This window comes from Veillonella seminalis (genome assembly GCF_003992065.1).
Classification (GTDB): Bacteria; Bacillota; Negativicutes; order Veillonellales; family Veillonellaceae; genus Veillonella_A; species Veillonella_A seminalis.
This window is the reverse complement of record NZ_RQUZ01000001.1, coordinates 1-15,259: the sequence shown is the minus strand read 5'-3', so window position 1 is coordinate 15,259 and position 15,259 is coordinate 1. Positions and strand designations below refer to the sequence as shown.

The 15,259-nt window shown below is 41.9% G+C and carries 15 protein-coding genes and 1 pseudogene; 3 read left to right on the top strand and 13 right to left on the bottom strand.

Features of this window, described 5'->3' with window-relative positions; all coding sequences use genetic code 11:
* Window positions 1-137 precede the first annotated feature (137 nt).
* The 3 genes from gyrA to sfsA form a co-directional block, all read right to left on the bottom strand.
* Window positions 138-2,615 carry a DNA gyrase subunit A gene (gene gyrA, locus EO126_RS00075; protein WP_127006841.1) on the bottom strand — a complete coding sequence of 826 codons (2,478 nt, stop codon included), beginning with the start codon at window positions 2,613-2,615 and terminating at the stop codon, window positions 138-140.
* Between the two features lie 175 nt (window positions 2,616-2,790).
* Window positions 2,791-3,111, bottom strand: a complete 321-nt coding sequence (locus tag EO126_RS00070; RefSeq protein ID WP_206168748.1) for a YnfA family protein — start codon at window positions 3,109-3,111, stop codon at window positions 2,791-2,793.
* Between the two features lie 9 nt (window positions 3,112-3,120).
* Window positions 3,121-4,272, bottom strand: a complete 1,152-nt coding sequence (gene sfsA, locus EO126_RS00065) for a DNA/RNA nuclease SfsA (protein WP_127006837.1) — start codon at window positions 4,270-4,272, stop codon at window positions 3,121-3,123.
* Between the two features lie 302 nt (window positions 4,273-4,574).
* Here sfsA and EO126_RS00060 point away from each other — a divergent pair, with 302 nt between their 5' ends.
* From EO126_RS00060 to EO126_RS00050, 3 genes are all read left to right on the top strand, one after another.
* Window positions 4,575-5,564 carry a DUF1858 domain-containing protein gene (locus tag EO126_RS00060; RefSeq protein ID WP_127006835.1) on the top strand — a complete coding sequence of 330 codons (990 nt, stop codon included), beginning with the start codon at window positions 4,575-4,577 and terminating at the stop codon, window positions 5,562-5,564.
* Between the two features lie 2 nt (window positions 5,565-5,566).
* Entirely contained in the window at window positions 5,567-6,229 is a 663-nt protein-coding gene (locus EO126_RS00055; protein ID WP_006555276.1) for a hypothetical protein, read from the top strand.
* Between the two features lie 181 nt (window positions 6,230-6,410).
* Entirely contained in the window at window positions 6,411-6,698 is a 288-nt protein-coding gene (locus EO126_RS00050) for a cupin domain-containing protein (protein WP_006555275.1), read from the top strand.
* A 178-nt stretch (window positions 6,699-6,876) separates the two neighbouring features.
* Here EO126_RS00050 and EO126_RS00045 read toward each other — a convergent pair whose 3' ends face one another.
* The 10 genes and pseudogenes from EO126_RS00045 to EO126_RS11130 form a co-directional block, all read right to left on the bottom strand.
* Window positions 6,877-7,326 (bottom strand): OmpH/Skp family outer membrane protein, encoded by a 450-nt coding sequence (locus EO126_RS00045; RefSeq protein WP_127006833.1) that lies wholly within the window; start codon window positions 7,324-7,326, stop codon window positions 6,877-6,879.
* Between the two features lie 233 nt (window positions 7,327-7,559).
* Window positions 7,560-7,934 carry a GerW family sporulation protein gene (locus tag EO126_RS00040; protein ID WP_127006831.1) on the bottom strand — a complete coding sequence of 125 codons (375 nt, stop codon included), beginning with the start codon at window positions 7,932-7,934 and terminating at the stop codon, window positions 7,560-7,562.
* A gap of 64 nt (window positions 7,935-7,998) precedes the next feature.
* Window positions 7,999-9,108: a hypothetical protein gene (locus EO126_RS00035; protein ID WP_127006829.1), complete on the bottom strand. Its 1,110-nt coding sequence runs from the start codon at window positions 9,106-9,108 to the stop codon at window positions 7,999-8,001.
* A 159-nt stretch (window positions 9,109-9,267) separates the two neighbouring features.
* Window positions 9,268-9,846: a cob(I)yrinic acid a,c-diamide adenosyltransferase gene (locus tag EO126_RS00030; protein ID WP_127006827.1), complete on the bottom strand. Its 579-nt coding sequence runs from the start codon at window positions 9,844-9,846 to the stop codon at window positions 9,268-9,270.
* A gap of 280 nt (window positions 9,847-10,126) precedes the next feature.
* Window positions 10,127-11,113: a M23 family metallopeptidase gene (locus EO126_RS00025; RefSeq protein WP_006555270.1), complete on the bottom strand. Its 987-nt coding sequence runs from the start codon at window positions 11,111-11,113 to the stop codon at window positions 10,127-10,129.
* 138 nt (window positions 11,114-11,251) lie between these two features.
* A complete protein-coding gene (locus EO126_RS00020) occupies window positions 11,252-11,773 on the bottom strand; it encodes a DUF4446 family protein (protein ID WP_127006825.1) in 522 nt (173 codons plus the stop codon).
* 213 nt (window positions 11,774-11,986) lie between these two features.
* Entirely contained in the window at window positions 11,987-13,204 is a 1,218-nt protein-coding gene (gene hydF / locus EO126_RS00015) for a [FeFe] hydrogenase H-cluster maturation GTPase HydF (protein WP_127006823.1), read from the bottom strand.
* Between the two features lie 82 nt (window positions 13,205-13,286).
* Window positions 13,287-14,285: a ParB/RepB/Spo0J family partition protein gene (locus tag EO126_RS00010; RefSeq protein WP_127006821.1), complete on the bottom strand. Its 999-nt coding sequence runs from the start codon at window positions 14,283-14,285 to the stop codon at window positions 13,287-13,289.
* Window positions 14,278-15,039, bottom strand: coding sequence for a ParA family protein (locus EO126_RS00005; RefSeq protein ID WP_006555266.1), 762 nt, complete (start codon window positions 15,037-15,039; stop codon window positions 14,278-14,280). Before EO126_RS00005 ends, EO126_RS00010 begins: the two co-directional genes overlap by 8 nt.
* A gap of 93 nt (window positions 15,040-15,132) precedes the next feature.
* Window positions 15,133-15,259, bottom strand: a pseudogene (locus EO126_RS11130) (IS30 family transposase); the annotation flags it as partial.

Sequence of the window (15,259 nt, the reverse complement as noted above, 5' to 3'; positions counted from 1 at the left end):
AAAGACGGTAAAATAATATCGAAGCAATAACTTAATAAAAAATCAATAAAGCGGCTTGAAGCTACCTAAATCTTCAAACCGCTTTATTTTAGGATTGTAGTCTTACAATACCTTTTATTTTTATTGATTAAAACAACTTAGAACAAGCTGTCTTCTTCTGTATCCAACTCATCTTTGGCGATAATAGCAACGGAAGCTACTTTATCCCCGCCTTCAAGATTCTGCAATTTTACACCGGAAATTGCTTTACCTTTTTTAACGGCAATATCTTTCATATCAAAACGAATAATCTTGCCCTGTTCGGAGATAAGCATTACTTCATCACTGTCAGTTACGATTTCTACGGCTACGACATCACCGGTTTTGTCGGTAATGCGGAAGTTTTTCGTCCCTTTGCCACCGCGTTTCTGGAGCGAGTATGCATCTTCGCTGTTGCGTTTACCGAAACCTTCTTCACTGATGGTAAATACCTGACAGACTTCGCCCGATTCGGTAATCACACCGGCACCGACTACATCATCACCGGCATTAAGTTTAATACCGCGAACACCCTGAGCGGAACGTTTCATGAGACGTACGTCTTCTTCATTGAAACGAATAGCCATGCCTTTACGGGTTCCCAAGAGAACATCCTGATTACCGGAAGTAAGGCATACGGAAATGAGTCGATCATCATCAGCCAAGGAAATCGCATTCAAACCGCTGCGGCGAATGTTTTGATACTCTTCAATGGAGGTACGTTTTACTACACCTTGTTTCGTTACCATTAACAAGTTAAGGCTATGGTCAACTGTTTCCATATCAATCATGGTCGTAACTGTTTCACCCACATTGAGTGGCAATACATTGATAATCGCTGTACCGCGTGAGTTACGGCTTGATGCTTCCGGTACTTCGTAACCTTTCAAGCGATATACACGACCCGCCGTCGTGAAGAATAAGAGTGTATTATGAGTGCGTACATGAGAAATCTGTACTACATAATCATCTTCCTTCGTCTTCATGCCGACTACGCCCACACCGCCTTTATGCTGGTTGCGATATACATTGGCATTCATGCGTTTAATATAGCCCTGACGAGTCAATGTGATAACCATTTCTTCATCGGCAATCAAATCTTCCACATCAAGTTCGGAGGTATCAATCGTAATTTCACTGCGACGTTTGTCACCGTATTTCTGTTTCATATCGGTCAATTCGTCTTTAATGATACCGCGTTGACGTTCTTCGCTGGCCAAGATGGCTTTCAAGTCCGCAATGAGGATTTCCAACTGTTTGTATTCGTCTTCAATCTTTTCGCGTTCCAAACCGGTCAAGCGACGTAAACGCATATCCAAAATAGCTACGGCTTGTTTTTCGGTTAAACCGAATTTTTGCATCAATGCGTTTTTCGCGATTTCATCAGTTTCCGATGCGCGAATCGTAGCAATAACTTCATCGATATGATCAAGTGCGATGAGCAAGCCTTCCAAGATGTGAGCACGTGCTTCTGCTTTGGCCAATTCAAACTGCGTACGGCGAACGATAACACCTAAACGATGATTTAAGTAATGCGTGAGCACTTCTTTTAACGTCAATACGCGCGGATGACCGTCTACCAAGGCAAGCATGATTACACCAAAGGTGTCTTGCAATTGAGTGTGTTTATACAATTTATTAAGAACGATATCAGGCTGTACATCGGCACGAAGTTCTACCACGATACGCATACCGCGACGGTCACTTTCGTCACGAAGAGCCGTAATACCGTCGATAACTTTATCACGGCTTAATTCGGCAATACTTTCAATAACTCGGGCTTTATTTACCTGGTACGGAATTTCCGTTACCACGATACGATGTTTGCCCTTGTTCATTTCTTCAATAGTGGCACGGGCACGCATCTTAATACTGCCGCGACCGGTGCTGTAAGCTTTTTTAATACCGTCACGACCGAGAATTAACGCCCCGGTCGGGAAGTCCGGACCTTTAATGGCAGTCATCAAATCATTAACATCCGCATCCGGATTGTCGATGAGCATAATTAAGCCGTCCGCCACTTCATTCAAGTTATGCGGCGGAATATTCGTTGCCATACCAACCGCAATACCGGCCGAACCGTTAATTAACAAGTTCGGAATTTTAGCCGGCAATACAGTCGGTTCTTGTAAAGATTCATCATAGTTCGGCATGAAATCAACAGTATCTTTGTCGATATCAGCAAGCATTTCCGTAGTAATACGAGCCATACGTACTTCCGTATAACGCATAGCCGCCGCCGAGTCACCGTCGATAGAACCGAAGTTGCCATGACCGTCTACCAAGAGGTAACGCGTATTAAAATCCTGTGCCAAACGCACCGTCGCATCATATACGGAACTATCCCCGTGCGGATGATATTTACCAAGTACATCCCCGACGATACGGGCCGATTTCTTATAAGGCTTATTAGGGGCCATACCGGTTTCATGCATAGCGTACAAAATACGACGATGCACCGGTTTAAGACCATCGCGAACATCCGGTAAGGCACGCATAACGATTACACTCATGGCATAATCGATATAGGAGCTCTTCATTTCTTTATCAATCTGGACGGGCTCAATTTTCCCGTGACTCCAGGTCGTTTCCTCCACAGTCTCACCTCATTTAATAATAACTAATAGTACATTTCAATCGCTCATTTAATTTATTAGCAACTTATATTATAGCATTTTTAGTGCTTTTTCGCTACTTTTTCACGCAGTTATCGCATTATCTAAGCCGGTTTATTGTGACTTTTAAGGCATTTATCAAAATGTACCATATCCGTTAACGCGGATAGTACATAATAATCAAAACACCGACCAGAGCGATGGCTCCGCCGACTAAATCGGCCATATCGGGCACTACTTTATCAACCTGCCAGCCCCAAAGGATGGATAAAACGATGAAAATTCCACCGTACGCCGCGTAGACACGACCGAAAGAGGCTTCCTGCAAGGTAGGCACGATGCCGTATAAAAATAGCACCACCGCACCGGCCGCCAAGTACCAAGGGCCCTTATCCTCTTTTAAAGCAAGCCATACCAGGTAGCCGCCACCGATTTCAAAAAGACCGGCCACGACGAAATAGAATAATGATTTAGCAATCTCCATATGTTAAATCTCCTCATCCAAGCGATTCATGCGGAAATTCTCTACCATGAGCATAAACGGTTCATTATGAATCGGATTGTAAGTCGTACCGAATAAATGACTGTTGCAATCGCAATCACTGGAGCCGAATCCCGGCACTTCCCATGTGTCCAGTTTTTTCATAGCTTTAGCCAGTTCGCATTCCAAATCTGCACTGCTTCTAATCGGTACAGTAGCAATCATTTCACAATGAGAGCGGAAATAATCAAGATGCCAATGGAGTTTCTTACGTTTCCGTTTATGGCGCTCCAAACGCTTCGTCAAATTAGCTTTAGCGGAACCTACATAGGTATAATAACCGGCTTCAAAATGCATGACACCCTTGCTGCCAATTTCTAAATCCATAGCATCCGGCAATTGTAAGACCACCAAATAATCACCGCGATCTTCCGCTTCACGGCGAAGCAAGTTCGCATCATAGTGACATTCACGAATGACTGTGGGCATGGTAAATTCTTCCGTCCAACGAAGGGCTATGGCTTTCCAATCAAGATCACCCGCTACTTCGGCAAATGTTTTGGCAAATTCCAAATCCGTGTGATAATCCGGCAGAAACCAACGGGCCCGTTCCCATTGCACCAAAAACAAGACGCCCGTATGGTAGCCTTCACTTTGTAAGGCCTGCAAATGCAATAAATGTTTCCGTCCCCGTTCCGTTATGGCATCAGGAAACATGGCTCCTTCACTGCTGAATAAGGTGCATGATTTTACTTCCAATAAAAAAGCTTCCCCGTCATCATTGGTCAAAAACAAGTCGAAGCGGCTGTTGCCCACCGTATACTCACGGCGCACCACCGACCACTCTTCCCAGCCCGGAATTTGTTTAGTCGCGATTAAATACTCAGCCACATCATTACTATAATTGGTATCAAGCATAATTGGCACACCGTCACGCTCAATGCCGATAACACGATATTGCGTTTTAGCTCCCGCCTTCGGGTGATGCACCACATAAAATTTCACACCCGGATATAGTAATTCCCACATGCGCCCCGGATTAGGTAAATGGGCCGGAACCACTTCACCATCCAAATGATCCATCGCCAAATGGACTACAAAACGATTGGGGCGCTCTACAAACCGTCCGGTTAATACCTTTTCATATAACTGTTTCATTACATACCTCGCATGACATAATCGTTATGTTGAATGACTGCCTATACAGCCATTCCCTTTTCAGAAGTGCAATAACGAATCATTCTTAAATTATATCTAAAAAAATAAAAATGTAGCACCGGCTACATACATTTCAAGTTAAATGTCCTATAATAAGCATGTAAACACGAAAAGTTCCGTTTACTAAAGAATATGAAGTAATCGTTTAAACGTATTAAAAAGTAAACGATACCTTCTTTATTATACGTAGAAGTATTGCACTCGTAAAGTGAGTGCCGTCAAGGGAAAGGACGATGACAATTATGGCTCAAGTAGCAGGTAACTTACAACGCATTCGCAACGGTGAACGCCGTTATGCAATTACACCACGCATTCCGGGAGGTTTCGTACAACCCGCTATGCTTCAAAAATTTATAGATGTGGCTAACACATTCAAAGCCACCCTCAAAATCACCGGTGGTCAACGCATTATGATCACCAATTTAAAAGCGGAAGATGTAGATAAAGCTTGGGACATGCTCGGCATGGCACCGGCTTACACCACATCCAACCGCGTACGCAGTGTCAAAATTTGCCCGGGTACAACATTCTGTAAACGTGCTAAACAAGACAGCGTAAGCCTCGGTATGAAACTCGAAAAATTATATGTATCTCAAGAAATGCCGTCCAAAATGAAAATGGGCGTATCCGGTTGCCCGAACTCCTGTTCCGAATCCATCACCAAAGATATCGGGGTTATCGGTACCGTTGACGGTTGGCAGGTATATGCCGGCGGCAGTGCTGGGGCTCATCCTCGCTTCGCCGACCTCATTGCCGAAGTCGCAACGGAAAAAGAAGTATTGGAGTTAGTTAACCGTATGGTAACCTTCTACAAAGAAAACGCTCACATTGAACGTATCGGCGCCTTCATCGATCGCATCGGTCTCGACGCTTTCAAAGAAGCTGTATTGGGCGATTTAGCTAATACTAAAGCAGCTGATACCAAAGTAACCGCGACCATCAGCGCAGCTGCCGCTGCCAATGTAAACGCCGAACCGGCTGTAAAATTACCGGGTATGGGCATAAACGGTGCGCAGGGCTTACAAGCAGGTGAACCTATTACAGAAAACTCCATCATTCGTGAAATCATTGAAGTATATCCAAACACCATTCCGGCTCTCCAAGAAATCGGCATGGGCTGTCTCGGCTGTCCGTCCGCCACTTCCGAACCGTTATGGCAGGCCGCTTCTATTCACGGCTTTGATGTTGCCGAACTCGTAACTCGTTTGAATAATCTTCGTAAAGGAGCGTAATCATGTCAGCATTCTTGGGTCATATTCATTTTTGGTTGTATAAAAAAATCCGCCTCGTTATCGAGCGCGAAGATTTAATTTATAAAGAAGCTCAGAAATCCTTAGGTGATTTAGCCGATGAACTTCATTTCGTAGCCGTCGATCTTTACGGTAAACCGATTCCGGCCGATCGTAATCTTGAAATGATCATCGACCACAGCAATATTCACGGCTGGTTACAGAACCAGATTGAGATTGCGACAGTTCGTGAGGCTAATTTCATCAAAGACTTGCTTGATTGCGGTGGCGAAGATGCGGAAACGGCTATTTTAACCGCCTTCGTAACCCAGGGTGCCGCTTGTGGGAAAGTAGCGGCTGACGAGCTTAATAAAGGTGAGCATACACCGCAGGAAATCTACCAGGTTATGCAAAACTACTACCTGAACGGCATGCCTTGTGACGGCGGTGACACGGTTCTGGCCGATACGCCTGACGAATATGTTTGGGAAGGCAGTCATGCCAATCAAAAAGCCAACTGGGCCAAGGCCGGCGTGGATCAAACATTCATGATGGCCACTTACCAAGCTTGGTTCACCGGCTTCGTAAGTGCCGCCGATCCTAAATTTAAATTCACCGTAGAATTAATTGACGGTGAATTCCCACAGTACAAAATTGTACGTGCTTAATAAAAGATTTGAACACATAGCCAAAACAGCAGCTATGTAATGTACGCCCCTAAAATAAACAACATATTATAGATCTTGCCGACAGCTGACCATTGCACTTTATAACTAATTTACCTTTCCCTTATAGTCTATAAGGCAACGTACTGTCGGCAATTTTTTTACCCGTAAAGGAGGTATTCTCATGGTTAGTACAGAAAAAAACGAATTAGGCTTATTATTCCAAGGACCTAATTTCGTAGTCGTAAAAAAAGGCGGCAAAGCCGGTGAAAAAGTGGAAAACCATAATCATCCGGAAGCCAATGTAGTCTTTACCGTAGTTAAAGGCAAAGTAGATGTTCAACTCAATCAGGAAGAACAACATGTATTAACTCCGGGTACGGTGCTACATTTCAACGGTGATAACTTCATTCAGGCAACGCTGGTGGAAGACAGTGAATTCATCGTTACATTAGTACACAAACCGGAATAAAAAAACGATACATTCCATCCTCATAGGAATGCATCGTGATTCAAACAACATATTTACACGTAACCCTTATTCTATAGCCTCATAAAAAGTAAAAGCGAGCCAAGGTCATCCTTGACTCGCTTTTTTTAATGAGGGTCTGCTATCAATATGATAGCCCCTTACTAATGAATTTACTTGCTTATTTCAACAAAGCAATTACATCGTCAGTTACGTTTTCAGCAGTGGAATTTGGTTCGATGCTTACGATTACAGTAGGGTTAGCTACGATGAAAGGTAAGTTTTTCTGAGCACGTACCTGATCCAATTTTTTCTGGATTTTAGCGTCAACAGGTGCGAAGATTTTGTTCATTTCTTCGTTGTATTTCTGAGCTACCGGAGCATATTTTTTATCAATAGCGTCCTGTTTAGCTTTTTCGTCTTTAATAGCGTTGATTTCAGTTTCCAATTTCTGAAGTTTTGGAGCGTATTCCTGTTCAACTTTCTGAGCCTGCATCTGAATAGCACCGTAACCAGGATATGCCTGCATTACCTGAGCCATATTAACTACGCCAACATTAGCTGCGCTGGCAGCACCTAAACCGATTGTTCCAATAACTGCTAAAGCAGCAAGATTCTTTTTAAAATTCATGTCCCAAAGACCTCCTTACAATACTAGAGCGTATTATGTTGCCCTATACTCACTATAGTAACAGAAATACAGGGAAAGTACAATATCTAAAAAAATAAATTTAATACTTTATATTCATTTTTGTCATGTATTTATCATACCGATTGATAATGAATATCAAATGAATCATCTATAAAATCAATAGTATCTCCAAACAGCCCCTTAAAGAAGAGGCTGTTTGGAGATACTAAATTTTATTTTTCATCGTTTTCATTGATATAAATATATTGGTCCTTTTTTAGTTTAGAGATAATTTCAGGAACCATACCGATAAGACGGTCAAAACCGCTGTATTTAGCAGAACCTTTAATATTGAATAATTCAACGCGTTCCCCTTTAATAACGAGGATGGCAGTCGGTTCCATTTTAGCACCGCCGCCGGCACCGCCACAATCGCCTTTACCGGCACCACCGGTACCGAAGCCCATGGTTACATCAACGAAAGGAACAAGTGTAGCATCGCCGATTTGAATTGCCTCACCGACTACAGTTTCCACTTTAATCATATCTTTGAATTTTTCAAAAATAGGCTGTAAATTCTCTTTAATAAAGACGCTTTTATTTTCCATGAGTATCCTCCTTAATACATGTGTACTTCACACCGATTAGTTTCACGTATAACAAGCAATGCGATTACGCTGCTGCTTTATCTTTGGTATCTGATTCTTTAGCTTTGTTATTTTTGTCTGCAGCCTGTTTCTTATCAGCTTCTTTAGCTTCGGCTTCTTTTTTGGCCTTCTGTGCTTTACGATAACGCAAAGCAAATTTTACCACATCAATCAGAAGATCTCGTACCGGTTTTGATACGGCAAATAAAGTACCGTAGAAAGCGAGTACGCCCGGACTGATACGACCGCGTACATCTAAGCTGCCGCGGAAAGCCGGTTCCATATAACTTAATTCAACCCGAGACATTTTTTCAGGCCAAATCGAGTATAAAGCAGCCGCGGTTAAACCCATTTGATACGGATTACCCGTGCCGAACTGACCTTCAATTTCAAATTGACGAGGTTTCGAATGATTGTAACAACGCTTCGTAAACAGCAACAATTTCTCATATAGGGCGCCATTGGTTACATGTTTGAGCCACCATCGTTTATTAGGATCATTTTCCTTAGCCTCTTTATCATCAGTACTTTTTGCATCTTCAGTACTATCAGATTGACTGTCAGACTCGGTTCCTTTTTCAGCTTGACGTGCCGCCTTAGCAGCCGCTGCTTCATTTTCAGCCCGCAATTCACTCGGTGACACGGTTCCTTCAATATTTCCCGTAGTCGGATCGGTCATTACAATGCGGTCACCGCTTGTTTCAACGACTTCTTCCACCATTTCTACCGGTTTACCGTCAGCATCAAAGCGTACGCTTTTGATGACTGTCTTCGGTACAGTGTCTTTAGATTCTTCTTCCTCTTTGTTCCGTGCTTTTTCTAATTCCTCTTCGTAAACCTTAGATTCATCAGCTTCAGCTGTTTCTTCCGCTACACGGCGTGACAGCCAATCTTCATAATCACGGACATTGCCCAATTTTGCTTTACGCAAAATATAGACTTCTTTGAAAAAAGGTTTCTCCTGCTCATAGGCAAAGTGAATACGGAACATTTTTCCCCACCACTGGATGAAAAGACGCGCTTTATATGGTTTACGCGCTGATAATTCAACCTCATACGTAATGGGATTAAAAATGGCGACTATAATCAGAACAAAAATAACCAGTAGCACTATGGCTAATCCGGTCACAGGCAACACCTACCCTCCTATAGTAACTCCTTGCGGTTTTCTCTATATCCGCCGAGCCCCTTCAGTCTCTGAAAAGGGCATTCTTTTAAATATTCTCCATAGAGTGAAAAAATTCCTCTATTTTAAATCTCATAACTTAAAATATTCTATCTGATTTTATTACGGTTAATTTTCAATACCGGCTCTGGCCAAAACGCCTTTTGTGTAATAATGTTTTACTTCTTCCATAGAAGTAACCAAATCAGCCGCATCAATGAGCCAATCCGGTGCACCGCGTCCGGTAAAAATCAATTCCGTCTTTGGTGAACGATGTGCCAATAAAGCCTCGGTTTCTTCACGACTGACGAGTCCGAAAAACAGAGCCATTACATATTCATCAAGCACAACTACATCATATTCACCTGAGGCGGTTGCTTCTTTAGCCCGTTCCATACCTTTGGCAATTAGGGCTACATAATCAGCCGGCGGTTTACCGACCGGAAATACAACGACTTCATCACCCCAACGAGCCAATTCTTCTTTCGACTTGACCCCTTCCTGGATAATAAAAAAAGGCTTGCCTACCGTTTCCAGAGTTAAGTTAGGTAGGGTTGGTAAAATTTCGTGCTCACTATAGACCTTAGATTTCATAAATTGCAAAAACAGTACTTTTTTGCCTGCACCAATGGCGCGAATCGCCAATCCTATAGCAGCGGTCGTTTTACCTTTGCCATCGCCCGTATAGACTTGCACATACGTATCCATGATGGACCTCCTTTACACAATTGTATATTATCATTTTACCACATCTGTCTTTATAGCGTTATACTTAAAGTATATACATTGAAAATTCTTTTGATTTTTTTAATCAAAAAAGCTATAACAGCTCACCTAAGGCATTGCGAAACAACGTAATTCCGAAGAATTCCTCGTCACGCAACACCATATATGAATGTTATAGCTTTTATTTTTATGATAACTATACAATTATCAAACGCCCTTATGCTGTTGTTTCATAAATCAGCCGGAAATAACCGTAAACAAATTACTGAATCGGCAAGAATAACAACGGATCCACAGCCACGCCGTTAATATCCACTTCGTAATGAACATGACTGCCCGTACTCTTACCGGTACTGCCCATTAAAGCAATTGTGTCGCCTTGTTTTACTTGCATGCCTGCATGAACAAGCAAGACTGAGTTATGTCCGTAACGCGTTACAAAACCATTGCCATGATCGATTTCAACTAAATTACCGTAACCACCCGATGTTGCATCGGCAAAAGTAACCGTACCGGCTGCCGTTGCAACAATCGGAGTACCGTAATCATTAGCAATATCAAGGCCTTCATGGGTAGCTGAACCGCCATATACAGGATCGATACGAGTACCGAAATTGGACGTAATAACCCCTTTAGTCGGCCAAATAGACGGCATCGTAGATGTATTGCCCGGATTATTGGCAGCAAACGCTACCGACTGTAAATCACGGATATTCTGGCCTGCACCGTCACGCAAAATATTGCGTAACATATAAAACGAAGCCATTCGTTGTTGTGCCAAACGATCAAGTCGCGATAATTTGGCCGATAAACTCGTTACTGAAGTACCGGAATTACTCACTCCGCTGTCAGAATCACTCTTTGTGGCACCGCCAGGCTCCTCTTTATCGCCTGATGCAGCCTGCGGTGTTTGTGCTTCACCGCCGCCTTGCGGTATAGTACCGGATTCAGAACCCTTAACCATTTGACGGATCTCTTTATCCAACTGATCCAACGATTCCATTTTTTTATCTAAAATCTCTGTCTTTTGTTGCAATAATTTTAATTGTTCCGTCTGCAACTGCGTTTGTTGACGTAATTGCATCACTTCAGCCTGACGGGTAATCCCCCATATGCCAAAGCCCAGCGTAACAACCAACAATATAACCACGCCGGTCAAAACCCAACGCCATTGCTGCTTTGTTATTTGCAACGTATACGAATCGCCCTGACTTTGCACATGCTGTGCCAAAAAGCCCGGTATTTTCATATATTGCCCCAACTCCTTCTTTTTACTTAAACCTTTAACGCCTTTAACAGGTACTAATTAAATTTTAAACTTCACAGCTAAAATAAAAATGTGACTGCTAATTGTAACCTTCCACCTTATAAAAAAACTTCATTAGCCTTATTTTACAACGGATGCACTAATAAGAGCTTCTTCATTGCTCTTAGTTCCCAAAGCTTCCTGTAAACTTTCCATTTCTTCTTGCGAAAGACTGGCAAGGCTTTTACCATTGACAATCGGCTTACTGAAAATACGAGATTCGCTGCGACCATACACACTGGAAATACAAATCCCGTTATTATTACCATCCAATAAAGTTACGGAGAACGATAAGTCGTTTCCTATATTTTCAAAGGCATTGTATTTAACAAAGCCGATTTTCTGAAATGTATTATGCTGTGTTGCTTGAATTGCTTCTTGCTGCTGGAATAAACCTTCAATGGATTCCGCCGCATCACGCAATTCTTTAACTTCTACTGATAATTTACGCTCTAAACTACTGCCATTTTCACCGCGCATAAAATAATCATACCGTTTACTTAAGGAATTAATTTTACTTTGCAACACGAGGCAATAGAGAAATACTACAATAAGTAATAAACCGCCGGCAATGGCGATCCAAAGTTGCATATTTTCTAACATGATTTGCCTTTCTATTTAAAATTATACGAATATAATGAATTTAAAATTAAAATACAGCCTAATACAGCAATAATATGAATACTGTGGCCATAATAAGGAGGTACCGGTATAACTGCGGTACCATTTTTAACGATCAATACGACTATTGGTCGAACTATTATTATAACATAAAATTCTTAATTCTTGTTAAAAGATTAATGCACCGACCGTATCTTATAATTCAGCAACAAACGGACTAAGTGCACGCTCTAGTATACCATGTAATGACGCAATTAACACACCATAATTTACGATAGGTACCCCTTGTTCTTCCGATACCTCTAAACGTCGTAATACTTCTCGGCGCGTCAACATACAAGCTCCGCAGTGAATAATCAAATCGAAGTCCGTCACATCAGTGGGGAATGCACCGCCACTGGTCCATTGTAAATCTAAATCTTCATAGCCCGCTTGTTTTAACCAACGCGGGATTTTAACCGTACCGATATCATCGCATTGACGATGATGCGTACAACCTTCACTAATCAATACTTTAGAACCGGGTTTTAAGTTTTTAACAGCTTTGACACCGGCAGCTAAGGTCTTTAAATTTCCTTTAAAACGAGCCATCAAAATGGAAAAAGAGGTAAGCGGAATATCATCCGGTACCTGTTTAGCCACGGCATCAAAAGCTTGTGAATCGGTAATCACCAATTTAGGTTTTTCCGCCAATTTAGTAAGGGCCGTTGCTACTTCTTCCGTCTGCACAACAAGACTCATTCCATGAGCATCCAAAATCTCACGAATCATCTGTACTTGCGGCAATATAAGGCGTCCTTTCGGTGCTGCTCCGTCAATCGGACATACCAAAAGTATAATATCATGAGGTTCCACTAAGCCGGCCAATAATGATTGCTCATCTTCACTGTCCTTTGGTCTCATAGAGCCTAATTTTTCTAAAATTATCTGCTGTTTATCGTTCGTCAATAAATTGGCCCCGATACAAGGCAAGTTTAATTCGTTCAATAAAGTGCCGGATTCTGCCATATATGTGTCGGCAGTCTTACCGGCCACTTCATTCAAAATAAGCAAGGTATTAACATTTTGACGCTGTAACAGACCAAGCCACTCCAAATCCGCAGCAGTCAGTGCCTCATCGGTTTTCAAGACATAGACTGCCAAATTCATGCGCGGCAATAATTCCTTTGTCTTATTAATACGCAACGGGCCGAGTTCTGATGTATCATCAACGCCCGCCGTATCGGTAATAACTACCGGCCCCAACGGCAAAATTTCCATAGCCTTACTTACAGGGTCGGTTGTCGTACCCGCTATATCCGATACCAGTGCAATCGGCTGACCTGTAAGCATGTTAATCAATGTAGATTTACCGGCATTACAGCGACCGAAAAAACCGATATGAACGCGATTTGCTTTTGGTGTTTGTTCCATAGTTGTCATAGCTTCTTACTTACCTGCCTTTAATATACGTCGTGATTGTACCGTGCTCGCAAAAAATTATGACAAGCGCAGGTTACACACGAAATGAAATGGAAGCTGATTCATCAGTATCAGCCTCAGTTTGTGCAGGGGAAGCTCCCTCAACTTCACCCATTCCTTGGGCCTCTAAATAGTCAATCAGATAGTCCAATTCGTCTTCACTGCGAAAAGCTATCTCCATTTTCCCTTGTACCTTTTTACCTGCTTTTATTTTAATGTCTACCGGCACACCGAGACTCACTTTTAAGCGATCCATAATCTCCCGTAACTCTGCTGTTTGCGGAGTTTTGTTTCTGCCTTTAGCCGGTTGACCGTATGTACCGTCCGTCATCTGCTTAACCAGCGCTTCCACTTGACGGGCCGTAAGTTCTTTTTCTTTAATCAGCTTTAACGCTTCTTTTTGTAACTCTTTATTTTTTAAGCTTAATAATGGTCTGGCTTGACCTATTGAAATATCTCCAACCGATAATTCCGTAAGGATAAAATCCGGCAATTGCAATAAGCGAACCATATTGGCCACATGGGAACGACTGCGTCCCAAGCGAGTAGCAATAGCTTCCTGCGTCTTTTTAAACGTATCCATTAAGCGCTTATAGGCATAAGCTTCTTCTACCGGGTCCAAATCTTGACGCTGTAAATTTTCAACCAAAGCAATTTCCGTAATCTGTTCCATACTATAGTCTTTAATAACTACCGGTATGGTCGTGAGTTCCGCTATTTGAGCTGCTCGCCAACGACGCTCACCGGCCACAATTTGATATTTATCATTCATTTTACAAACTACGATAGGCTGGATGATACCATATTGACGAATCGATTCTACCAATGTTGCCATTTCATCTTCTAAAAAATGACGACGCGGTTGATTTGGATTCGGTTCAATGTCTGTTACCGGTAATTCCACAATACCGTTCTGTTTACCGGCCGCCTCAACATCTGTATTTACCGCTGATTCCTTTTCCGGTGTATCTTGCGGCAACAAGGAAAGAACACCTCTGCCGAGACCACCCTTTTTCTTACTGTCTCTAGGCATTTTTGATGACCTCCTTGGCTAATTTCATATATACCTCGGCCCCCTTAGAACGCGGATCATAAATAATAATCGGTTCTCCGTAACTAGGGGCTTCACTTAACCGAACATTACGAGGAATGATAGTTTTATACACTTTAGTGGTGAAAAATTTTTTCACTTCATCAGCCACTTGAATAGACAAATTAGTGCGACCGTCAAACATAGTTAATAATACCCCTTCAATTTCAAGTTTTTCATTGAGGGATTTTTTAACTAAATTAACGGTATTAATCAACTGACTGACGCCTTCCAAAGCATAAAATTCACTTTGAATAGGAATTAATACGCCGTCAGCAGCTGTCAGTGCATTCAACGTAAGCAAATCTAATGATGGCGGGCAATCGATGAAAATAAAATCATAATCATCTCTGATTTCCTTCAATGCCTTTTTCAAAATATGCTCACGTTTCGGTAAATTTACTAACTCAACCCCGGCGCCGGCTAAATCGATTGATGCAGGCGCAATTTTTAATTTTTTTAGAGCTGTCGGCACGATAACATCATTCATCGTCATGCCATTGATTAAAACATCATAAATGCAAAGTTCTAAACTATCTTTATCAATACCAAGTCCGCTTGAAGCATTTCCCTGTGGATCCATATCAATAAGCAGTACTTTTTTGCCTGAATTTGCAATACAAGCACTTAAATTAACCGATGTGGTAGTCTTGCCGACTCCACCTTTTTGATTTGTTATGGCTATTACTTTTCCCACAGGCTCACCTCATTTTCTTAATACAAATACACAAAAATATTATACCATACTCCCCGAATAAAAACTTGCATTTTAAACACAATTTAACGTTTTTTAAAAGAAGTAAATTGCAATATGAAATTGAACACTTTTAAAAACCCAGTAACTTATTAACTTCTTCAATGAATACTTCTTGTGGTGTCCGGTAATTTAGAATTTTGCGTGGCAGTGCATTACACCA

Bases quoted from the DNA above. Each gene is read 5' to 3' on its own strand.
- EO126_RS00045 (WP_127006833.1), bottom strand. From the start codon at position 7,326: ATGAATTTTAAAAAGAATCTTGCTGCTTTAGCAGTTATTGGAACAATC.
- hydF (WP_127006823.1), bottom strand. From the start codon at position 13,204: ATGGAACAAACACCAAAAGCAAATCGCGTTCATATCGGTTTTTTCGGT.
- EO126_RS00025 (WP_006555270.1), bottom strand. From the start codon at position 11,113: ATGAAAATACCGGGCTTTTTGGCACAGCATGTGCAAAGTCAGGGCGAT.
- EO126_RS00010 (WP_127006821.1), bottom strand. From the start codon at position 14,285: ATGCCTAGAGACAGTAAGAAAAAGGGTGGTCTCGGCAGAGGTGTTCTT.
- EO126_RS00050 (WP_006555275.1), top strand. From the start codon at position 6,411: ATGGTTAGTACAGAAAAAAACGAATTAGGCTTATTATTCCAAGGACCT.
- sfsA (WP_127006837.1), bottom strand. From the start codon at position 4,272: ATGAAACAGTTATATGAAAAGGTATTAACCGGACGGTTTGTAGAGCGC.
- EO126_RS00030 (WP_127006827.1), bottom strand. From the start codon at position 9,846: ATGGATACGTATGTGCAAGTCTATACGGGCGATGGCAAAGGTAAAACG.
- EO126_RS00060 (WP_127006835.1), top strand. From the start codon at position 4,575: ATGGCTCAAGTAGCAGGTAACTTACAACGCATTCGCAACGGTGAACGC.
- EO126_RS00040 (WP_127006831.1), bottom strand. From the start codon at position 7,934: ATGGAAAATAAAAGCGTCTTTATTAAAGAGAATTTACAGCCTATTTTT.
- EO126_RS00055 (WP_006555276.1), top strand. From the start codon at position 5,567: ATGTCAGCATTCTTGGGTCATATTCATTTTTGGTTGTATAAAAAAATC.
- EO126_RS00020 (WP_127006825.1), bottom strand. From the start codon at position 11,773: ATGTTAGAAAATATGCAACTTTGGATCGCCATTGCCGGCGGTTTATTA.